General features: G+C 57.4%; 19 protein-coding genes. 13 read left to right on the forward strand and 6 right to left on the reverse strand.

Going from position 1 to position 22,074, the window contains the following annotated elements:
- Nucleotides 1-66: 66 nt before the first annotated feature.
- The 6 genes from AC2FI7_RS16315 (at nt 67) to AC2FI7_RS16340 (ending at nt 7,181) form a co-directional block, all read left to right on the forward strand.
- On the forward strand, nt 67-1,806 hold the full coding sequence (locus AC2FI7_RS16315; protein WP_010438640.1) for a heparinase II/III family protein: 1,740 nt from the start codon (nt 67-69) through the stop codon (nt 1,804-1,806).
- A gap of 22 nt (nt 1,807-1,828) precedes the next feature.
- Complete coding sequence (purH, locus tag AC2FI7_RS16320; protein ID WP_496815766.1) at nt 1,829-3,418, forward strand: bifunctional phosphoribosylaminoimidazolecarboxamide formyltransferase/IMP cyclohydrolase; 1,590 nt, start codon at nt 1,829-1,831, stop codon at nt 3,416-3,418.
- Entirely contained in the window at nt 3,418-3,888 is a 471-nt protein-coding gene (gene lspA / locus AC2FI7_RS16325) for a signal peptidase II (protein ID WP_010438644.1), read from the forward strand. Before purH ends, lspA begins: the two co-directional genes overlap by 1 nt.
- Nucleotides 3,889-3,938: 50 nt before the next feature.
- Nucleotides 3,939-4,454: a DUF3035 domain-containing protein gene (locus AC2FI7_RS16330; RefSeq protein ID WP_010438645.1), complete on the forward strand. Its 516-nt coding sequence runs from the start codon at nt 3,939-3,941 to the stop codon at nt 4,452-4,454.
- An 85-nt stretch (nt 4,455-4,539) separates the two neighbouring features.
- Nucleotides 4,540-5,880 (forward strand): M16 family metallopeptidase, encoded by a 1,341-nt coding sequence (locus AC2FI7_RS16335; protein WP_010438646.1) that lies wholly within the window; start codon nt 4,540-4,542, stop codon nt 5,878-5,880.
- A complete protein-coding gene (locus AC2FI7_RS16340) occupies nt 5,877-7,181 on the forward strand; it encodes a M16 family metallopeptidase (RefSeq protein WP_010438647.1) in 1,305 nt (434 codons plus the stop codon). Before AC2FI7_RS16335 ends, AC2FI7_RS16340 begins: the two co-directional genes overlap by 4 nt.
- 480 nt (nt 7,182-7,661) lie before the next feature.
- Here AC2FI7_RS16340 and AC2FI7_RS16345 read toward each other — a convergent pair whose 3' ends face one another.
- Genes AC2FI7_RS16345 through deoC form a run of 3 tightly spaced genes read right to left on the reverse strand, consistent with a single transcriptional unit; the run spans nt 7,662 to nt 11,843 of the window.
- Entirely contained in the window at nt 7,662-8,474 is an 813-nt protein-coding gene (locus tag AC2FI7_RS16345; RefSeq protein ID WP_010438650.1) for an SDR family oxidoreductase, read from the reverse strand.
- A gap of 24 nt (nt 8,475-8,498) precedes the next feature.
- On the reverse strand, nt 8,499-10,832 hold the full coding sequence (locus AC2FI7_RS16350) for an aldehyde dehydrogenase family protein (RefSeq protein WP_010438651.1): 2,334 nt from the start codon (nt 10,830-10,832) through the stop codon (nt 8,499-8,501).
- Between the two features lie 12 nt (nt 10,833-10,844).
- A complete protein-coding gene (gene deoC, locus AC2FI7_RS16355) occupies nt 10,845-11,843 on the reverse strand; it encodes a deoxyribose-phosphate aldolase (protein WP_010438652.1) in 999 nt (332 codons plus the stop codon).
- Nucleotides 11,844-12,041: 198 nt separating this feature from the next.
- Here deoC and AC2FI7_RS16360 point away from each other — a divergent pair, with 198 nt between their 5' ends.
- From AC2FI7_RS16360 to AC2FI7_RS16385, 6 genes are all read left to right on the forward strand, one after another.
- A complete protein-coding gene (locus AC2FI7_RS16360; RefSeq protein WP_010438653.1) occupies nt 12,042-12,995 on the forward strand; it encodes a metal ABC transporter solute-binding protein, Zn/Mn family in 954 nt (317 codons plus the stop codon).
- Nucleotides 12,996-12,998: 3 nt separating this feature from the next.
- The gene (locus tag AC2FI7_RS16365; RefSeq protein ID WP_010438654.1) at nt 12,999-13,802 is read left to right on the forward strand and encodes a metal ABC transporter ATP-binding protein; all 804 of its coding nucleotides are present in this window, start codon (nt 12,999-13,001) and stop codon (nt 13,800-13,802) included.
- 2 nt (nt 13,803-13,804) lie between these two features.
- Complete coding sequence (locus AC2FI7_RS16370) at nt 13,805-15,010, forward strand: metal ABC transporter permease (protein ID WP_170471832.1); 1,206 nt, start codon at nt 13,805-13,807, stop codon at nt 15,008-15,010.
- Nucleotides 15,007-15,936, forward strand: coding sequence for a metal ABC transporter permease (locus AC2FI7_RS16375; RefSeq protein ID WP_496815768.1), 930 nt, complete (start codon nt 15,007-15,009; stop codon nt 15,934-15,936). The genes AC2FI7_RS16370 and AC2FI7_RS16375 overlap by 4 nt, the downstream gene beginning before the upstream one ends.
- 282 nt (nt 15,937-16,218) lie before the next feature.
- Entirely contained in the window at nt 16,219-18,069 is a 1,851-nt protein-coding gene (mutL, locus tag AC2FI7_RS16380) for a DNA mismatch repair endonuclease MutL (protein ID WP_010438658.1), read from the forward strand.
- Nucleotides 18,070-18,121: 52 nt separating this feature from the next.
- Nucleotides 18,122-19,351 (forward strand): DNA recombination protein RmuC, encoded by a 1,230-nt coding sequence (locus AC2FI7_RS16385; protein WP_010438660.1) that lies wholly within the window; start codon nt 18,122-18,124, stop codon nt 19,349-19,351.
- A gap of 3 nt (nt 19,352-19,354) precedes the next feature.
- On the opposite strand, the gene AC2FI7_RS16390 is transcribed toward AC2FI7_RS16385, so the two are convergent.
- The 3 genes from AC2FI7_RS16390 to AC2FI7_RS16400 all read right to left on the reverse strand — a co-directional run bounded on the left by AC2FI7_RS16390 (nt 19,355) and on the right by AC2FI7_RS16400 (nt 21,126).
- Nucleotides 19,355-19,747: a hypothetical protein gene (locus tag AC2FI7_RS16390; protein ID WP_010438661.1), complete on the reverse strand. Its 393-nt coding sequence runs from the start codon at nt 19,745-19,747 to the stop codon at nt 19,355-19,357.
- A gap of 61 nt (nt 19,748-19,808) precedes the next feature.
- Entirely contained in the window at nt 19,809-20,459 is a 651-nt protein-coding gene (locus AC2FI7_RS16395; RefSeq protein WP_010438663.1) for a ChrR family anti-sigma-E factor, read from the reverse strand.
- 10 nt (nt 20,460-20,469) lie between these two features.
- Nucleotides 20,470-21,126 (reverse strand): sigma-70 family RNA polymerase sigma factor, encoded by a 657-nt coding sequence (locus tag AC2FI7_RS16400; protein WP_010438665.1) that lies wholly within the window; start codon nt 21,124-21,126, stop codon nt 20,470-20,472.
- Nucleotides 21,127-21,275: 149 nt separating this feature from the next.
- On the opposite strand from AC2FI7_RS16400, the gene AC2FI7_RS16405 reads away from it, so the two are divergent.
- Nucleotides 21,276-22,046, forward strand: a complete 771-nt coding sequence (locus tag AC2FI7_RS16405; protein WP_010438667.1) for a DUF1365 domain-containing protein — start codon at nt 21,276-21,278, stop codon at nt 22,044-22,046.
- The last annotated feature ends 28 nt before the right edge of the window (nt 22,047-22,074 follow it).

Raw genomic sequence — 22,074 nt, forward strand, 5'->3', positions numbered from 1 at the left:
ACGAGCGGACCGGTCTATCGTGTGCTCAAGCGCCCGCAGAGCGCAAGGGGCAGAGTCGCAAGCGTCATGTCAAACACGGATACAATGGCCAATCGCTGGACGCGGTTTCAGAACCGTCTTTACGCGCGCCTGTGTCAAAGGCGGAAGGCGGTCTCGGGATTCGTCGGCCAACCCGAGCCGCGTACGGTTGGGTCTTTTGCCCGTGGTCGGCAACTGGTGGCCGGGAATTTGCTGTTTGCGGGATATCTGGTCGAGGCTGATGACACCGACCTCTGGGATGTGGTCGCGCCAAGCCTTGATTTCGATGACGAACGCCACGGTTTTGTGTGGCTGGACGATTTGGCGGCCGTGGGCGACATGCGCGCCCGGGAAAAAGCGCAGCGTTGGGTCTGGGGTTGGATAGATGCGCATGGGCGCGGCAAAGGCCCTGGTTGGGCGCCGGACCTGACAGGGCGGCGGGTCATGCGTTGGATCAATCACGCGGTTTTTCTGTTGCGCGGTGTCGATGAGGCGCAAAGCAAGGCTTTCTTTCGATCGCTGTCGCAGCAGACGTGGTTTCTGTCCAAACGCTGGACAGCGGCAACACCGGGATTGCCAAGGTTCGAGGCTCTGGCCGGTCTTGTGCAGGCTGGTTTGGCGTTGGAAGGTCAGGAGCAGATGGCAGACCCGGCCTTGCGCGCTCTGGCCCGTGAGTGTGAACGTCAGATTGATGCCGAAGGCGGTATCCCAACCCGCAATCCCGAAGAATTGCTTGAGGTGTTTACGTTGTTGTCCTGGACTTCGGCGGCTCTCAGCGAAGTGGGCCGGGGCACACCTGCTTCGCAGACCGAAGCGATCAAACGCATCGCGCCGACGTTGCGAAATCTGCGCCACGCGGATGGAGCGCTGGCCAGATTTCACGGCGGTGGGCGCGGGTTGGAAGGACGGTTGGATCAGGCGTTGGCGCAAAGCGGTGTAAAGCCGCAGCAGCACTCGGACCTGTCGATGGGTTATGCGCGTCTGGCGGCCTCGCGCACGACGGTTCTGGTGGATGCCAGCGCGCCACCCAAAGGCGCAGCCTCGTATAACGCGCACGCGTCCACCCTTGCGTTTGAACTGACCTCGGGCCGGCGCCCGCTGATCGTGAACTGTGGATCGGGTGGCAGTTTTGGTCAGGACTGGCGACGTGCGGGGCGCGCAACCCCTTCCCATTCGACCCTGTGTGTCGACGGCTACTCCAGCGCGCGGCTTGCCGAAGTCGCAAAAGGATCGTCGCAGGAGGCGCTGGTCGATGGCCCTCGGGACGTCCCGGTGGATTTCGAAGATGCCTTTGAGGGCACACGGTTCATGGTCGGCCATGATGGTTACAACAAAGTGTTCGGTCTGACCCACGCCCGTACGCTCGAGCTGCGATTTGATGGGCGCGAGCTTGAAGGGGAAGATATACTGCTGACCGCAACCGACAAAGCCAAACGGCAATTTGACCGGGCCATGGATGGGGCGGGCCTGAAGGGGATCGCCTTTGATATCCGTTTTCACCTGCACCCTGACGTTGATGCGGCGTTGGATTTGGGCGGTGCGGCCGTGTCGATGGCCCTCAAAAGCGGCGAGATCTGGGTTTTCCGCCATGATCGCGTTGGAAAGTTGTCAGTTGAACCAAGCGTTTACTTGGAAAAAGGTCGATTAAAGCCACGCGCGACAAAACAGATCGTTCTATCTGGGCGCGCAATGGAGTATGCGACGCGCATCCGGTGGACGCTCAGCAAGGCTCAGGATACAGCCTATGCCGTGCGGGATACGCACCGGGACGAGCCCGTTTTCGACTGACGCCAAAAGGACCTTTGGACCCATGACCGACCTTCACCCCGTGCGCCGCGCGTTGCTTTCCGTTTCCGACAAGACCGGATTGATCGAACTGGGCAAGGCACTGTCCGAACGCGGGGTCGAGTTACTTTCGACTGGCGGTACGGCCAAAGCGTTGCGTGATGCTGGCCTAGAGGTCAAAGATGTGAGCGAGGTGACCGGTTTTCCTGAGATGATGGATGGCCGGGTCAAAACGCTTCACCCGATGGTGCATGGCGGCCTGCTGGCGCTGCGCGACAATGATACCCACGTTGCCGCGATGAACGAACACGGGATTGCTGCGATCGACCTGCTGGTCGTGAACCTCTATCCGTTTGAAGCGACCGTGGCGAAGGGTGCAGGTTACGATGAGTGCATCGAGAATATCGACATTGGCGGACCTGCGATGATCCGGGCGGCGTCCAAGAACCATGCCTTCGTTAACGTCGTTGTAGATGTCGAGGATTATTCTTCGCTGCTGGATCAACTTGAAGAAAACTACGGTAAGACATCGCTGGGTTTCCGACAGTGGCTGGCGCAAAAGGCCTATGCCCGGACTGCCGCTTATGACACCGCCGTGTCCAACTGGATGGCCGACGCATTGCAGCTTGAGGCGCCGAAACGCCGCGCCTTTGCGGGTGAGTTGAAGCAGACCCTGCGCTATGGCGAGAATAGCCATCAGCAGGCTGCATTCTACACAGATGGTACGGATCGCTCTGGCGTGGCGACCGCAGTGCAGCATCAGGGCAAGGAACTGAGCTATAACAACATCAACGACACGGACGCGGCGTTTGAGCTGGTCGCCGAGTTTGATCCGGCGGACGGCGCAGCCTGTGCCATCATTAAGCACGCGAACCCTTGCGGTGTGGCCAAGGGGGCCACGTTGCTTGAAGCCTATAAAGCCGCGTTCGATTGTGATCGGACCTCGGCCTTTGGCGGAATCGTTGCTCTGAACCAGCCTCTGGATGCGGAAACCGCGCAAGAGATCACTGGTATCTTTACCGAGGTCGTGATCGCTCCGGGTGCGTCGGACGAGGCCAAAGCGATATTCGCGGCTAAGAAGAACCTGCGCTTGCTGACCACAGAGGCTCTGCCTGACGTGACGGCAGGAGGGAAAACCGTGCGTCAGGTCGCCGGTGGCCTGCTTGTGCAGGACAAGGATAACGGCTTTGTCGGCATGGATGACCTGAAGGTCGTTACCAAGAAGGCCCCGTCTGACGAACAAATGCGCGATCTGCTGTTTGCCTGGAAAGTCGCCAAACACGTCAAATCCAACGCCATCGTCTACGTTAAAGACGGTGCAACCGTAGGCGTTGGTGCAGGCCAGATGAGCCGCGTCGATTCAGCCTTGATCGCCGCCAAAAAGGCCGAGCGCATGGCCGACGTACTGGAACTGCCCCAACCACTGACCATCGGCTCGGCCGTGGCATCTGATGCGTTCTTTCCCTTTCCCGACGGATTGATGGAGGCCGCCGAGGCAGGCGCCACTTGCGTCATTCAGCCCGGCGGTTCGATGCGTGACGATGAGGTGATCGCGGCGGCAGATGAGGCAGGTCTGGCCATGGTCTTCACCGGCATGCGGCATTTCCGTCACTGATGCGCAGCCCGCTCCTCCTCTGGGCCGGACTGGCGGCGTTTTTGATCGACCAGATCAGCAAGTATCTGGTCGTTCACGTGCTGCGCGTGGCGCAGGGCGATATCGGCGTCCTGCCGCCGTTTCTGGTGTTCAAATACGGTGAGAATCGCGGCATCAACTTCGGGCTGTTTCAGGGCGACAGCGATGCAGCGCGCTGGGTCCTGATCGGCATTTCTCTGGCGATTTGTCTGGGTGTCCTGATTTGGCTGGGCCGAATAGCCCCGACGAGGTTTCAACAATTCTGTGGTGGCCTGCTGATCGGCGGCGCGCTGGGAAATGTCGTCGACCGGGTGCTTTATGGCTATGTTCTGGATTTTCTGAACATGTCCTGCTGTGGGATCAATAACCCGTTTGTGTTCAATCTGGCGGATGTGTTCATATTTGCGGGAGCATTGGGCCTGGTCCTATTCGATGGCAAAAAGCCCTCGTGACCTGCCCGATGATATGCGATAAAAGCGCCTGAAACTGGCTGGAGACACTGATGCGTATGCCACGCACCATTCTTGTTCTGACACTCGCCGCGACAGTTGCGGGCTGTTCCGATATTGGTTTGCGCAATCTTCGGGCACCCGGGCCCGGGCCGGATGAGTTCTCGGTCCTGCCGGTTAAGCCGCTGACCCAACCAAAGGATTATGCGTTTCTACCTGCACCTACCCCCGGTGGTGCGAATCTGACTGATCCCAATCCAAAGGCAGATGCTGTTGTGGCTCTCGGCGGCAGCGAAGCGGCCCTGAACCCCAATACCGCGATTCCTGCGAGTGATGCAGCGCTGGTCACAGCTTCAAGCCGATATGGTGTTCCCGCCAATACGCGGCAGGTTGTTGCCCAGGAAGATGCGGATTTCCGTAAGAAGAAGCAGCGCTTCACGCGTTTGCGGCTTTTCCCGGTGGATCGTTATTCGCAGGCATATCGGCGCGAGTCGATCGATGCGAACAATGCAAACGAAGCGGCGCGGCAGCGTGGTATCGAAACACCTTCTGCGCCTCCGTTGGAATGAACTTTTCTTAACATTCCGTCATTGGCCTTGAACACTGGCAGCACCACCGTAGTTTGAATACCAGAAACGAAACGGAGGATGCCCCATGGTTCGGGCCCTGGCATTGTCGGCTGCCCTGATCGCAGCATCCCCTCTTTGGGCCAAAGAGGGGCATGAGGCGGTTACCACTTTCACGCTTGATAACGGCATGGACGTCGTAGTGGTCGAAGACCACCGCGCGCCGGTGGTGCAGCATATGGTCTGGTATCGTGCAGGCTCGGCAGACGAACCGATCGGGTCCTCTGGTGTCGCGCATTTTCTGGAACACCTGCTGTTCAAGGCCACCGATACAATGGAAGCGGGTGAGTTGTCGGCCACCGTCGCGGCCAACGGGGGAAATGACAACGCATTTACCTCTTATGACTACACTGCCTATTTCCAGCGCGTTGCCGCCGACCGGTTGGAACTGATGATGCGGATGGAGGCGGACCGGATGCGCAACATCCGCCTGACCGAAAATGACATCGTAACCGAGCGCGACGTCATCCTTGAGGAACGCAACCAGAGGACCGAGAACAATCCACGCGCGCTGTTTGGCGAACAGATGAACGCAGCGCAGTATCTAAACCACCGCTATGGCGTTCCCATTATCGGCTGGAAACACGAGATGGAAGAGCTCGACATGGACGATGCCCTGTCCTTCTATCAGACCCATTATGCGCCCAATAACGCCATTCTGGTGGTGACTGGTGATGTTGACCCGGACGAGGTCAAATTGCTTGCAGATCAGTATTATGGTGTGATTCCCGCCAATCCAGACCTGCCCGAAAGGATCCGTTCGCAGGAGCCCCCGCAAACGGCTGAGCGCCGCTTGACCTACAAAGACGCCCGAGTCTCGCAGCCTTATGTGCAACGCAGTTATCTGGCACCCGAACGCGATGCAGGGGCACAGGAGAAAGCCGCGGCGCTGTTTCTTCTGGCCGAGTTGCTGGGCGGTAGCACCACATCCTATCTGAATGAAAAGCTGCAGTTTGAGCAGCAACTGGTCGTCTATACCGGTGCGTTCTACCGGGGCGTTTCACTGGATGACACAACCTTTGATCTGATTGTTGTTCCGGCCGAAGGTGTCTCGTTGCAGGAGGCCGAGGATGCGATGGATCAGGTTGTTTCAGATTTTATCGCCGAAGGCGTAAACGAAGCGGATCTGGAACGTATCAAGATGCAGCTTCGCGCCGCTCAAACCTATGCGCGCGACAATGTGGACGGAATCGGAAACCGCTATGGACGCGCGCTGACCAGCGGGCTGACGGTTGAGGATGTGCAGGCCTGGCCAGACATCCTGCAGTCGGCGACAGCTGATGATATCATCGCGGCGGCACGAGAAGTGATACAGCCTGAAACCTCTGTAACCGGTTGGCTGATGCGTGACGATGAGGTGACACAATGAAACGGATTCTTGCGACTCTGATCGCTGTTGCTATCGCGCTGCCCGCATGGGCTGAAATCAAAATCCAGGAGGTAACTTCGCCAGGGGGAATCACCGCATGGCTGGTCGAAGATCACTCAATACCGTTTACCGCGCTTGAGATGCGATTTCGCGGCGGCACTTCCTTGGATGATCCCGATAAACGCGGCGCAGTTTACCTGATGAGCGGGTTGATCGAGGAAGGCGCGGGCGACATGGATGTCCGGACCTATGCGCGCGAGCTTGAGGCATTGGCGGCCTCATTCAGCTACCGCGCGACGGATGATTCAGTCTCGATTTCAACCCGCTTCCTGACCGAGAACCGCGATGATGTGGTCAATCTGTTGCGGACTACAATTCACGACCCCCGTTTTGACCAAGATGCCATTAAACGGGTGCGGGGGCAGGTGCTCTCGGGTCTGAAATCGGACCAAACTGATCCGAACGATATTGCCGGACGCAGTTTTGCAGCAATGGCTTACGGAGATCACCCCTACGCGACGGACGGAAAAGGGACGATCGAAAGTGTTTCGGGGCTGACCCGTGACGATATCATTGCGGCCTACCAGAACGTCTTTGCCAAGGATCGGCTATATGTCGGGGCCGTCGGTGACATCACCGCAGAAGAATTGGGCACATTGTTGGATACGCTGCTGGTGGATTTGCCAGCAACAGGGAAAGCCATCCCGGATAAGGCCGATGTTAAGATCGATGGCGGCATAAGTGTGGTGGAATTCAACACGCCTCAATCGGTTGCTCTTTTTGGCCAAAAAGGCATTGACCGCGACGATCCTGATTTCTTCGCAGCCTTTATCCTGAATCACATATTAGGTGGTGGCGGATTTGAAAGCCGCCTGATGCACGAAGTGCGGGAAAAGCGTGGTCTAACCTACGGTGTCTCGACCTTTCTGGTGCCCAAGGATCTGGCCTCAGTTTACCTTGGTTCGGTCTCATCCGCCAATGACCGGATTGCCGACGCGGTTAACGTGATCCGCGACGAGTGGGCCCGCGCTGCGTCCGAGGGATTTACCCAAGAGGAACTGGATGATGCCAAGACCTATCTTACAGGTGCATATCCGCTACGGTTCGACGGGAATGGTCAGATCGCGGGGATCATGGTGGGGATGCAGATGGAAGACTTGCCCATCGACTATATCGCAACCCGCAATGACAAGGTGAACGCGGTGACACTGGAGGATATAAACCGGGTAGCGGCCGAGTTTTTGGACCCCGAAGGCCTGCATTTCACCGTGGTTGGGAAACCGATCGGTCTGGACGGATAGCGGCCAGACGACCTTGCTGCGCGTCATGACGGTGTGATTGTGTTGAGCCAGTCGTGCATAGTGCGCAAACTATAAATCTGCCAAGGATACTAGAAATCCCTTGGCGCGCAATTTTGTGACTTAAGAGATCATTAAGGAGTCGTGGTCATAATTTGGCCAGAAACATCAAGGATGCTTTCGTTGTCGAGGCGTTTGAGCGGTTAGATCAGACCGGTGTCTCGTTCGACAATAGGTAGGGCAGAAAGACGCCATGATAGTTGCGGCATTAGGAATTGGGATACTTGCGGGGCTGCTGACATTTGCGGCCTCTCTGGCTCTTGGCCAATCCCTGCTCAGCGCATTCATTCTCTATGTTGTGGCCGGTTTGCTGACTACGCTTTTGGTAGCAGTTGGACTGTATGTCAAACGCTCCTAGCCTTATTTGAAACGGTAATCCCGCGGGTCTTTAAATGTTGGCGATGCCAATGTCCTGACAGGTGCTCAGTTCTGTTTTGCCTGTGCACGCAGCATTTGCCCCATCATTTGCCCGAACTTGCCTGACCCGCGCTGATAAAGTGCCCCGTCGACCGCCAGAACCGTGCCACTGATATAGCTCGCCATATCTGAACTGAGGAACAGGCAGGCGTTTGCCACGTCCTGCGGCTGGCCCCAACGGGCCAACGGTACGTCTTTGCGTAACGCTTCCCCAGCATCCGGGGTGGGGGCAAGGCGTTTGGCTCCCTCCGTGCCTTCGATGAAACCGGGCACAACCGAGTTCACACGAATGCCCTCTACACCCCATTCCATCGAAAGGGTCCTGGTGATTTGATCCACGCCCGCCTTTGCCGCGCAGACATGGGCCTGACCTTCATAAGGTAAGTATGCCTGCGGGGCTGAGATGTTGATGATGCTGGCGCCGGGGCGTTTGAGGAACGGGTAGGCCCCCTTCATCACGTGGATCGTGCCCATCAGGTCGATATCGATCACAGTTTTGAACGCATTGACTGACATTTCAGCCGCCAGCGCCGGGAAGTTACCTGCTGCGCCCGAGACCAAAACGTCAAAATCGCCTAATGTATCATGGAACTGTTTCAGTCCCGCCGCTACGGCCTCAGGGTCCCGCACGTCAAACGCTGCACCGATGGCATCCTGTGCGCCAGCGGCTTTCAGAGCCGCGACCGTATCATCAACCTTTTCCTGCGAACGACTGGCTACAGCCAGTTTGGCGCCCGAGGCTGCAAAGGCCTCGGCAATGCCGCGATTGATGCCGCTGGTTCCGCCGATGACGATGACGGTTTTTCCTGAAAAATCCATGTAGACCTCGCTTGGCAGGGAGCCCTACTCGCCGTAGGGCACCCAGATGTTTTTCACTTCGGTCGCAGCCTGAAGGAAGCGGCGGGAATGGTCCACGCCCCAATCAAATGCCGTCGCGTTATTCACCCAGGTCCGTTTCAGGTTCCCGGCCGAGACAACCTCGATCTCTTTCGACAGGTCGGTGGACGAGAACGACCAGACCGCATCGACGTTCAGATGCGACGCCAGCGGTTTCGCCAATTCCGCATGACTGCCGGTCAGGATGTTGACCACGCCAGCGGGGACGTCCGAAGTTTCGAGGATCTGGTAAAAGTCTGTTGCCGCCAGTGGATAGGGCTCGGAAGCCACCAGAACTGTCCGGTTGCCCATAGCAATCGCCGGCGCCATCGCAGAAACCAGACCCAGAAGCGGTGCCTCGTCGGCACACAGAGCACCGATCACGCCAACGGACTCTTTCATCGCAATAGCGACTCCCCGGATCGGAACGCCATGCACCTGACCGTCATACTTGTCGGCCCAGGCAGCGGCGGCAAACAGACGCTGGATTGAGGCTTCAACCTCTTTCGCGCCGTCCTTTTTGCCGGTCATTGCGTCGATACGCGCGGCGAATTCATCGGCACGGGCCGAGAGGTTTTCGCCGATGTAGTACAAGATCTGCGCGCGCAGGTGGCCGGTTGTCTTGGACCAACCCTTGGCACCAGCTGCGGCCTCAACCGCGTTCCGGATGTCCTTGCGATTACCAAGCCCCACATGGCCCAGCAGACCGGATTTACCCCAGACGGGCTTTGAATAGCCACCGTCAGGCCGCGCCTGTTTACCGCCGATATACAATTTGGCGGTGCGGTCGATTGGATCGACCGGAGCACCTTCGCCCATGGTCGCCTCGATCTTCGCCAGCGGTTTACCTTTGCCCTTGGGCTTTGTGTATGCCGCCAAACCTTCCCAGCCGCCTTCGCGACCAAAGCCGCTTTCGCGCACGCCGCCAAACCCGGCGGCGGCGTCAAACAGGTTGGTCGCGTTCACCCAGACCACGCCAGCAACCAGCTTGGGCGCGATGTCCAGCGCGAGGTTTACGTTTTCGGTCCATACCGTTGCGGCCAACCCGTAGCGGGTGTTGTTTGCCAGTTCGACCGCTTCTTCGGGGGTACGGAAGGTGGACGAAACTAGTACCGGTCCAAAGATCTCTTCCTGCATCAGCGGGTCAGAGGTCTCCAGCCCCGAGATTAGCGTTGGCGGGTAGTAGCAGCCGTTCGCGGGCAAGTCGCAAGCGGCCTGATGAACGCGACCAGCGGTGTTACTTTCAACCATGCCCTTGATGGTCTGTAGCTGAACAGGATCCACTACAGCGCCCACGTCGATGCACTTGTCCAGCGGGTCTCCGATGCGCAGGGTGTCCATCCGGGCACGTAGCTTAGCGTGGAAACGATCGGCGATGCCTTCTTGAACCAGAAGGCGCGAGCCTGCGCAGCAGACTTGACCCTGATTGAACCAGATGGCGTCGACGAGCCCTTCGATGGCTGAATCGATATCCGCGTCATCAAAGACGACGTAGGCGGACTTACCGCCCAATTCCAAAGTCAGCTCTTTGCCCGACCCTGCGGTCGCCTCGCGGATACGTCGGCCCACAACGGTTGAGCCGGTGAAGGCTATCTTGTCCACATCCGCGTTCACGATCATCTCGCCCACCGCACCGTCTCCGGTCACGATATTGACCACGCCTTTCGGCAACCCGGCCTGCGAGCAGATATCGGCGAACAGCAGCGCGGTCAGCGAGGTGTACTCGGCCGGCTTCAGAACCACGGTGTTGCCCATTGCCAGTGCAGGCGCGATTTTCCACGCCAGCATCAACAGCGGGAAGTTCCACGGAATGATCTGGCCGCAAACCCCCAGCGCCTGAGCGTCGGGCAGTTCGATTTCCATCAACTGTGCCATGCCCGCATGGTAATAGAAATGCCGCTGCGCCAGCGGGATGTCGATATCGCGCGATTCACGGATCGGCTTACCGTTGTCGAGGCTTTCGAGCACGGCAAACAGGCGCGAATGCTTCTGTAGCAGGCGTGCAATCGCGTAGAGATAACGTGCGCGCCCCGCACCGCCCAACTTCTCCCAATTGGGTTGCGCTTTACGTGCGGCAGAAACCGCGGCGTCCACGTCACCCTGTTTCGCTTGCGTCAGCTTGGCCAGAACCTCTCCGGTCGCCGGGTTGCGGCTGTCAAACCCTTTGCCGGGTTTGGTGAATGTGCCGTCGATATAGTGGCCGAACTTGTCGCCCTGATCGACCAGCCAGGCAAGCGCCTCGGCTGCGCTTTCAGGGGCAGGGCCGTAGTCCATGGTCTCGAAAATCTCTTTGACTGTCATTGTTTTTTGTCCTCAGCCCATGGAGTGACGGTAACCGGCAGAATAAGCGCCGGTAACATAGTGTTCCAACTGCCGCTCAATGTCGCCCAGCAGTGATGAGGCACCAAAGCGGAACAGATCTGGTTCCAACCAGCGGTCACCTAGCTCATCCTTGATCAGCGACAGGTAAACCAATGCATCTTTGGCTTTCGAAATACCACCTGCAGGTTTGTACCCAACGCGATAGCCGGTGCGGTCATAGTAGTCGCGAATAGCGCGAATCATCACCAATGACACAGGCAAGGTGGCGTTGACGCTTTCCTTTCCGGTCGAGGTCTTGATGAAATCCGCCCCGGCCATCATGCAGACCAGCGAGGCACGCGCGACGTTGCGCAGGCTGCCCAGCTCACCGGTGGCGAGGATGGCTTTGACATGGGCATTGCCGCAGGCGACGCGGAACGCTTTCATCTCATCATACAGGGCCTGCCAGTCGCCGGACAGCACATGACGGCGCGAGATCACGATGTCGATTTCTTCGGCTCCGGCCTTCACGCTTTCTTCGATCTCGGCCACGCGCAGGTGAAACGGGGATAGGCCAGCCGGAAAACCGGTTGAGACAGCCGCGACCGGTATGCCGGTGCCTTTCAGCGCGTCGACGGCTGTTTCGATCATGTCATGGTAGACGCACACCGCTCCGGTTGTGATTGGTTGCATGTCCAGCGCACGCAGAACCGAAGACGCCACTGGTTGCCGTGCCTTGGCGCACAGGCGACGAACCCGCCCCACCGTGTCATCGCCCGACAGAGTGGTCAGGTCGATCATCGTGATTGCCTTCAGCAGCCATGCTGCCTGATAGTCCTTTTTCACCGACCGCCGACCGGGCAGGGTCGCTGCGCGGCGTTCAATGGCCGAGGTGTTGGCCTGCACGGCCCGCACCCAATCCAGATCCAGGTCCATTCCCGGGTTCCGGGGCTCGGTCACTTGCGGCAGATGCGGGGTGCGCACGGGGCTTTCTGAGCTCTGCGTTTCCATTTTTCCGTCCTTTTGGAGGTTTGCGCCAAATTCGCATGGGCTGCGAAGAAAAGAAAGGTGTGCCGACCCCTGCAAAGGGTAAAATTTTGACCAAATGGACAAAAAGATGTTTTCTTGCGAGTAATTCGCATTTGCATTGACTTAGTTGCGAATGGTTCGCATATTCAGAGGTAACAAGGCACCTGAATGGAGTCGCAAATGATTCGCCGTACCTTTCTTGCAGCATTGGCTTTCGTTGCTGCATTACCAGCCGCCGCTTTTGCCGAGGCGCCGTTGAAGGTTGTCGCAACGACCGGCATGATCGCTGATACGGCCCGGCAAATCGGCGGTGATCAGGTTGAAGTTAAAGGTTTGATGGGCCCAGGTGTTGACCCACACGCTTATCGTCAGACGCGCACAGATATCGTCGCGATGACCCGCGCAGATCTGGTGCTGTGGCACGGCCTTTATCTGGAAGCGCAGATGGAAGATTTCTTTGATGATCTGGGGCGCAAGCAAACCGTTGTGGCTGTTGCGGAGGGCGTCGACAAAGGCAAATTGCGCGCTCATGACGACTACGCCGACAAATATGACCCGCATGTCTGGATGAGCCCGGTGCTATGGCGTGATGTTGTGATTGAGGTGCAAGATGCTCTGACTCTAGCTCGCCCTGAGGCTGCAGAATTATTTGCTGCAAATACTCAAGCGTTTCTGGCCGAGATCGACGCGTTGAGCGCTTATGGCGAACAGATGCTTACTGCAGTTCCTGAAGACAACCGTATGTTGGTAACTGCCCATGACGCCTTTGGCTATTTCGGTGCTGAATATGGCTATGAAGTGCTGGGTGTTCAGGGCATCTCGACCCAATCAGAGGCCGGTTTGAACCGCATCGGTGAGTTGGTCGACACACTCGTGAACCGTCAGTTGAAAGCGGTCTTCGTGGAAAGCTCGGTCTCTGACCGGTCCATGCGTGCTCTGATCGAGGGTGCCGCGGCTGAAGGCCACGAGGTCGGTGTCGGTGGAGAGCTTTACTCGGACGCGATGGGAGAGCTCGGCACATATGAGGGCACTTATATCGGAATGCTTGATCACAACATCACCGTGATTGCCGGGGCGCTGGGCGCGGATGTGCCGCAGCGTGGCATGAACGGCAACCTGTCGGCGGGGTTCTGAGCCATGCTGGAACTCGCAACAGTTCAGGGTGTTTCAATTGAAGGGCAGGATATTGATCGCTGCCCGCTCGCCATTCGCGGTCTGACTGTCTCGTACGGTCAGAAGCCCGCAGTGTTTTCGGTGGATATGACGGTGCAACCCGGCGCGATGACGGCGATCATCGGACCGAATGGGGCTGGCAAGTCCACTTTGCTCAAGGCCGCGTTGGGGATCGTATCGCCTCTTTCCGGTCAGGTGACGGTGTTTGGCCAGCCGCTCGAAGATCAACGTGCGCGTATCGCCTATGTCCCGCAGCGCGCCAGTGTGGATTGGGATTTTCCGACACGCGTGATTGACGTGGTTCTGATGGGATTGTCGCGTCAGTTGGGGCTACTGGGTCGTGTTCGCGCACGTCATATGGCCCGCGCCATGGACTGTTTGAACCGTGTCGGAATGCGAGAATTTGCGGACCGTCAGATTGGTCAGCTTTCCGGTGGTCAGCAACAGAGGGTCTTTCTTGCGCGTGCATTGGCACAGGATGCAGATCTGTACCTGCTGGACGAGCCCTTTGCGGGCGTGGACGCCGCGACCGAAAAGGCCATTATTGCTGTACTGAAATCGCTGAAAGAAGCTGGCAAGACCGTTGTCGTGGTACATCACGACTTGGCAACGGTTGTGGACTATTTTGACCATGTGTTCCTGATCAACACCCGCAAGGTGGCCGAAGGTTCGGTTGAGCAGGCCTTTACTGCGGAAACGTTGCAAGCCGCTTATGGCGGACGCCTCGCAACGGCACAGATTGATCAGATTTTACGCGCGCTGGGATAATCATGCTTTGGGATGCTCTGACCCTGCAGCTTGGCTATAACGCCACGCTGGTCGCGATCGGTGCGACGTTGCTGGGCATTTCAGCGGGAGTGACCGGCACGTTTCTGTTCCTGCGTAAGCGTGCCCTCGTAAGTGATGCCATTAGCCATGCGACCCTGCCGGGTGTTTGCCTTGCCTTCATGGCATTGGTGGCGTTTGGAGGGGATGGGCGCAATCTAATTGGTCTGTTGGTCGGTTCGGCCATATCGGCTTGGGTCGGTCTGCTTTGCATGAACTGGCTAACGCGTCATACGCGGCTTGCAGAGGATGCTGCGATCGGTGCGGTTCTTTCGGTCTTCTTTGGGTTTGGTGTTGTCCTGCTGACGGTGATTCAGACCATGGGTGTTGGACGTCAAGCCGGGTTGGAGGGGTTCTTGCTTGGGTCCACCGCCGGAATGCTCTGGGCAGACGCGCTCGTGATTGCAATCGGTGGTGCGGCGACTCTGTTGCTGGTGATGATTATCCGCCGTCCGATGACGATGGTGGCCTTTGATCCTGAATACGCCGCCGCGCGTGGATTGCCTGTGCACCGGATTGATCTGGCGATGATGGGGCTTGTTATGGCGGTCACTGTGGTCGGGTTGAAGATCGTTGGCCTGATCCTGATTGTCGCGCTGCTCATCATTCCTCCGGTGACCGCGCGGTTTTGGACAGAACGATCCGATCGTGTTGTGCTGCTGGCAGGGATATCCGGGGGGCTTGCTGGCTTTTTGGGGGCAGGAATTTCGGCCTCGGCACCGAACCTGCCAACCGGTCCGATCATTGTCCTGGTCAGTTTTGGATCTTTCGCGCTGTCACTTTTGTTCGCACCGGTTCGAGGCGTTTTGGCGGCGGTACTGCGGCACCTTAGATTCCAGCGACGCGTGCATATCCGGCAGGGTCTTCTGGCGCTGGCGCAAGGTCAGAAGATCTATGAGCCACTGACCATTCGCCTGCTGCGTCGTGCGGGTATCGTGCGCGCCGATGGTGTCGCGACAGATGAAGGGAAAGCGCGCGCCGCCAAAGCGCTGCGGGACGAAAAGCGGTGGGAATTCGTACGTGCCGATCAGGCGCACGAGGCCACCGCGGCGCTGTACGATGGTTTGCGTGATATCGAGACTGTTCTAACGCGCGATCAGATCGCCGAAATAGACCGTCGCATCGGTGGCCCGCAGGAGGTCATGCCATGAGTGGTGAAGAATTTGTCCCTCTGTCGCTGACCCCTCTGTTGATTGGAACATTTGCAGCCATCGCTTGCGCGCTTCCCGGAAACTTTCTGGTTCTTCGTAAACAGGCCCTTATTGGCGATGCGATCAGCCATGTGGTGCTGCCCGGCATTGTCGTGGCGTTTCTGCTGACAGGTGCGATCTCTACTTGGCCCATGATGCTTGGCGCGGCCGGGGCCGCTGTTGTTGCCGTTGTGATGATCGAGGCGATCCGAAGATTAGGTCAGATTGAACCCGGTGCCGCAATGGGAGTGGTGTTCACAACCATGTTCGCGGGCGGGGTTTTACTGTTGGAACAGACTGATACTTCGACGGTTCATCTGGACGTGGAACATGCGCTTTATGGCAATCTGGAAAGCTTGATCTGGTTGGATGCCGCAGGATGGTCGTCTCTGCTGGACGTACAGGCGTTGGCTGGTCTGCCCCCCGAATTGCCCCGAATTGCACTGACGATGGTGGGTGTGATATTGTTTACCTGGTTGTTCTGGCGGCCGCTCAAGATCTCGACATTCGACGAAGGATTTGCTCGTACAATTGGCATCCGAACCGGTGTGTTGGGTATGGCGCTGGTCATCACAGCGGCGATCGCTGCCGTAGCTGCATTTGATGCCGTGGGATCAATCATCGTGATCGCCATGTTCATCTGTCCACCCGCTGCGGCCCGGATGATGACGAACCGGCTGGAAACCCAGATTGTCTGGAGCGTTTTGTTCGCGACCATTTCAGCCATCTCGGGATATGTTCTGGCTGGGTACGGCCCATTGTGGCTGGGGGGTGCAGATGCTGTTAGTGCTGCGGGAATGATCGCGACGATATCTGGCTTGATACTGGCGCTGACCGCCGTCCTTGGCCCCTGTCGAACCCGCAGCGGAGCCCCCAGCCAGGTTTAACTTGGCGTATTCACGCCAATGGTTTACGCGAGGTTTCGGCTGAACTTCGCCAAATGGAAACAATTTCCAAATATTAACGGGATTTATTCCATGTGCGATGGTACGCAAGCTTTGATCAAATACCACAAGACCACCACTCACTCTGGTATATCCGGCCAGTATTGACCTAAGTCGCTACCCCCTTTACGACAGGGTCAAGCTGGCCGGATACATCATTTGCTCGCCCGCTGAACCATCCAAACCTGTGGTCGAATCGCGCATATCTATGCTAGGTCTAGTGGTATGGTGTATGCAGACCCCAATATCAGCAATGATCGCCCGGTAATTCGGCAGCTTGATGATGCAGCGATCAATCGGATTGCTGCTGGTGAAGTCGTGGAACGGCCGGCCTCTGCAGTTAAAGAATTGGTCGAAAATGCCATAGATGCCGGGGCCAAACGCATTGCCGTCGAAGTCGCGGATGGCGGCAAGACCCTGATTCGTGTCACCGATGATGGTTGCGGCATCGCTGCTGAAGATTTACCGCTGGCGCTGTCGCGTCATGCGACATCAAAGATCGACGGGTCCGATCTGCTAAATATCCACACATTTGGGTTTCGCGGGGAAGCGCTGCCCTCGCTGGGAGCGGTTGGTCGTTTGACCATTACCAGTCGCGTACCGGGCTCTGAAGCCGCTAAAATCCACGTGGCGGGTGGCAAAGTGGAGGCGGTGAAGCCTGCCGCTTTGCGCACGGGGACAGTGGTCGAGCTGCGAGACCTATTCTACGCGACCCCGGCACGGTTGAAGTTCATGCGCACGGACCGGGCTGAGGCGCAGGCAATTTCCGACATCGTGAAACGTCTTGCGATGGCCGAGCCTGCAATTGCGTTCACCCTACGTGATGTTTCGGGTGGTGGAGAAGGTCGCGTGACCTTCCGCGCCGACCGCGAGAATGGCGATCTGTTTGATGCGTTGCACGCCCGATTGGCGCGCATACTAGGACGTGAATTCGCTGAGAACGCGTTGCAGATCGATGCCACCCGCGAAGGGCTCAGGCTGTATGGTTATGCCGCGCTCCCGACCTATTCGCGTGGGGCTGCCGTCGCGCAGTATCTGTTTGTCAACGGACGACCTGTGCGGGACAAGATGCTGACCGGTGCTCTGCGCGCGGCTTATTTTGATTTTCTCAGTCGCGACCGACATCCGGCCGCAGCGCTGTTTATCGACTGTGATCCAACGCTGGTGGACGTGAATGTGCACCCGGCTAAATCCGAGGTTCGGTTCCGCGATCCGGGCCTAGCACGTGGGTTGATCGTATCCAGCCTGCGCCACGCGCTGGCCGAGGCCGGACATCGTGCGTCTTCGACTGTCGCAAATGCGACCTTGGGTGCGATGCGGCCCGAGCCTGCGCCCGCTGCGCCAGCGCGGGTGTATCAGATGGATCGTCCGTCACCGATGGCGCGTCAGGCGGCCTATCGTGCGCAATCTCCTGGCTTTGCGGAGCTGTCACAGAACTATAGTGGGCGTATCGTGGAGCCGGCGCCCGAAGTTGCGCCGCTAGAAGAACCCCAGGACTTGCCCTTAGGCGCAGCGCGAGGTCAAGTGCACGAAAATTACATCATTGCCCAGACGGCAGATGGCATGGTGATCGTGGATCAGCACGCCGCGCATGAACGGTTGGTATACGAAAAACTCAAACGCCAGATGGCAGAAAACGGCGTTGCCGCCCAAGCCTTGCTGATCCCTGAAATTGTCGATCTGACAGAAGGGGACTGCGCGCGGTTGATGGCCGTCGCTGATGATCTTGCGCGCTTTGGGCTGACCATCGAACCCTTTGGCGGTGGAGCGGTCGCTGTGCGCGAAACTCCGGCCATTCTGGGTGAAGTCGATGCTCGAGCCATGATCCTCGATATCCTCGATGAGCTTGCCGATCAGGGCGAAAGCCAAACCGTGCAGGCACGGATTGAGGCGATCCTCAGCCGGGTGGCCTGTCATGGTTCAGTCCGATCAGGCCGTCGGATGCGGGCAGAAGAAATGAACGCCCTGCTGCGCGAGATGGAGGCGACGCCCCATTCCGGCCAATGCAACCATGGGCGGCCGACCTATGTGGAACTGAAGCTCAGCGATATCGAACGCCTGTTCGGTCGCAGTTGATCCATCGGCCCTGTCGGGCTATGAAGAATAAAACAAGAACATCCGAGGCGACATGATCGAGATAGCTGGTACTCAATATGCGTTGAATGACCCCGTCATCCTGATCACTGGCGGAGTTGTGGCGTTGATTCTGCTCTTGCTGTTTCTATCGCTACGGGCGTCACAACGCTCGGCCCGGATGGCCGAACCCTTGGCCCGGCAGATGGCCCATTTGGGACAGCATGTGCAGCAACTAGGCCAAGGGCAGGAGCAGCTACGCGGCGGATTGCAGCATGTCTCGGACACGCAGGCCAATGCGCAGGTGCAGGTGATCCAAACTGTCGAATCCCGCCTGTCGTCGGTGCAGCAGCAGATGAATGACCGGCTGGCAGATAACGCGATGAAATCGGCGCGCGCCTTGGCTGAGATGCAGGAGCGAATGAAGGAATCGCTCCATGGCTCATCGAAACAGACGGCGACCTCGCTGACTCAACTGCAGGAACGTCTGGCGGCCATCGACAAGGCGCAAGACAATATTACCAAGCTGTCTGGCGACGTATTAAGCCTGCAGGATATCCTGTCGAACAAACAGACGCGCGGAGCGTTCGGGGAAATCCAGCTGAACGATATCGTCTCGAAGGCGTTGCCATCGGATAGTTTTCAGCTGCAGGCAACTTTGTCGAATGGACGACGGGCGGATTGCCTGATCAACTTGCCAAACCCTCCCGGACCTATCGTGATCGACAGTAAGTTTCCGTTGGAGGCCTATGAGGCGCTGATCGGATCGACCAACGATATGGAGCTGAAAGCTGCGGTGCAGATGTTCCGCAGTACCGTGCGCAAGCACATCAACGATATCGCCGAGAAGTACATTCTGGACGGTGAAACAGCTGATGGGGCGCTGATGTTCCTGCCGTCCGAGGCGGTCTATGCCGAGCTGCACGCCAAGTTCCCGGAAATTGTGCAGGAGAGTTTTTCGAAACGCGTCTGGATCGTGTCTCCGACCACCTGCATGGCGACGCTGAACACCATGCGCGCGATCCTCAAAGACGCGCGCATGCGCGAGCAGGCCGGTGCCATCCGCAAGGAGCTGGGGATGCTGCACAAGGATGTGGACCGTTTGGGTGAACGTGTCTCGAACCTGGATCGTCATTTTGGTCAGGCGGCCAAGGACATCTCGGAAATCAAGATAAGCGCCGAAAAGGCGGGTCGCCGGGCGCAACGTTTGGACAATTTCGATTTCGAAGAGCTTGCGCCGGATGACCACACAAACGTCGTGCCGCTGGGAAAAACCGAAAGCTGAGCGTTACTGGATGGATAAGTCCAGATTATAACCAACCGTCTTGCCGGTGTCGCGATCGTTACCCATCAGATAAACACGTATGGTGTAGTCGCCATCATCTGGAAGCTCGATCCGGGCGGTATTGCCATCAATTGAACCATTGTAAATTGCAACCCCGTCACTGTTCGGCGGCAGGATATTGAAATAGATCACGCCATAGCCGTTGGTGTCACTGACCTTGAGGTCGGCGAACATCTCCTGCCCAGCCTTGGCGCCCAGTTTATAGTCGAAATATTCGTTTCCGGTTACAGTACCATTCACCATCGTACCGAAATTGCCCGGTTGGAATTTCACGTCTGCTGTCATCTGAGCGGAAAGGCTGGCTCCGAAGGCCATTAACAGCGCTAAAGTTGCCATCCTTAACAATACTGAGATCTCCCAATTAGTTGGCGTCGGTAAACAACTCTACCACAACGAATTAGATTCGAAGAAATGGCTGGAACAGGCGCGGCATCAACTTGCTAAACTTCAGCGGAGCGTCGGTAACGGCCAGGCAAATGCAATCTTCGGAAATATCTGCCGTGGGCGTGTGATGGATAGATTGGTCGGCAATTTCGACATCGCCGCGGGCGAAGCGATCAATCTCATCTGAGAATGCACCCTGCAGGACCATCGTCAACTCTATGCCGTTATGGCTGTGATCCGGCACCGCTGCCCCGGCGGGGATAAACAACAACCGGGCGGTCGCTTCGCTGGTCGTGGGCAGGATTGCCTGTTTGACACCCATGCCGACGGGCTTCCATTTGATCGCGTTCACGTCGCCGCCAACATAGTCCTGCAGCGGTGCCGGAAGAACTGCACAAGTCGGGTGCGCGGGTTTCGCCTTTGGCGCGCCCTGAGCAATCAATGCCATTGTTGCAGCCAGCGAACCGTCGCTCATGCTTGCAGACGCATCCTGTTCCTGCAAAACACATCCGCCAACTGCATCAAAGCTCTCAGAGCGAGCGCGACAATGGTCACACAGCGACAGATGTGTGGCGACCATCAGGTCGAACGCCTCTGGCAGATTGCCTGCGGCATAGGCCATAAGCAGGTCGTCTGTCATGTGATGTTTGATCTCGTTTCTCATGCTCGTCATCTCAGTTCATTGCGTGGCGCAAGCGGTCCAGCGCCAGCCTTATCCGTGATTTGATCGTTCCCAATGGCAATCCGGTCTGAGATGCGATTTCTCGATGGCTCAGATCTCCGAAGTAGGCCTTCTCGATCAGCTGTCTTTGCGCCTCGGGTAATGCCGCCATGGCATCACGCAGCTGCGCGGTTTCCTGTTGCAGCGCCAGAACGTCTTCCTGTTCCGGCTCCGCCTCTGGCCCCCACCAGAGGTCTTCGGGTTCAGGGCGGCGTTGCTTGCGCAAAACGTCAATGCGCTTGTTTCTTGCGATAGTGAACACCCAGGTCGCAACCGTTGCCCTTGTCGGGTCAAACAGATGCGCCTTGTGCCACAAGGTCGCCATGACCTCCTGTGCGCATTCCTCCGCCAGTGCAGCGTCTGACCCGGACTTGATTAGGAATGCTTTTATTCGAGGTGCAAAATGCTGGAACAGTTCGGCAAACGCGATCTGATCCTTCGCATCTCGGATACGACGGACGTGATCCACCCATTCCTTTCTGGAATCACAACATTTGTTTGGTCCGTTCACCGGTTTACCTTTAAATCGTTTGGCTCCGCGCACGGCACTTTTGACAACATGTTGTGCTGCCACATCGTCCAAGGTCACGGTATCTATCTCGGTAAACATAACCTGATTACGTTGTCTGACCCAAGTTGGATCAGTCTGGTGCAAAAATTTTCATCCAAAACGAGCAGTATTTCGTAATGTATGATGTAAGGGCATTCAAAAATGGATGTCTTTTGAACAGTTTGCAGTCAGTACGGAACATCTGCGTTATGAACACTGTTGATCACATAGCGGGTCATACCTTTCACGGGCGCAAGGGTGCGATCGATAATTCGTTTCGCTATTCAATCGATTATGTTCTGTTTGACCCTGAAGTCTGTGCCAAGACGCCCTTTTTGTTTTCGTTCAACAAGGTGAACCTGACCGGATGGCGAGATAGCGATCACGGTGGTGAGCCTGGTCGGGGTCGCGGCGCGATTTGGCTGCGTGAGTGTTTTGAGGCGCAGGGTATTCCTCAGCCGGATCAGATCACTCTGTTGACCCAACCGCGCATGCTTGGGCATGTGTTCAATCCAGTGAGTTTCTGGTTCTGCTTTGATGATGGGCATCAGCTCTATGCTGTGGTTGCTGAAGTGACCAATACTTATGGTACGCGTCACAGCTATCTGTGCCACAAACCCGATCATTCGCCCATTGCGTCAACTGATCGGATACTGGCTGACAAGTTGATGCATGTCTCGCCGTTTCAAGAAATTGAAGGGACCTATACGTTTCGATTTGATTATCGCGACGAGCGCGTGGGTGTCTGGATCGACTATGGCCGCGGCAGCGGGGGGCTGATCGCCACCCTGACGGGTCCACGCCGGCCGCTTAGCAACCGCATCATTCTGAAATCGCTCTGGCGCCGACCGTTCGGAGCGCGAAGGGCGGTGTTTCTGATCCACTGGCAAGCGCTTAAGCTATGGGTCAAGCGCGCACGATTCAGCCCCTTTCGCACCGCTCCCGTCCCTGATCAGCCTGTATCGCGTTCACATCAGTAAAGTCCTCCGCTTTGCGCAAGATCAAAGA

The sequence above is a fragment of the Ruegeria sp. YTSA064 genome (assembly GCF_059610325.1).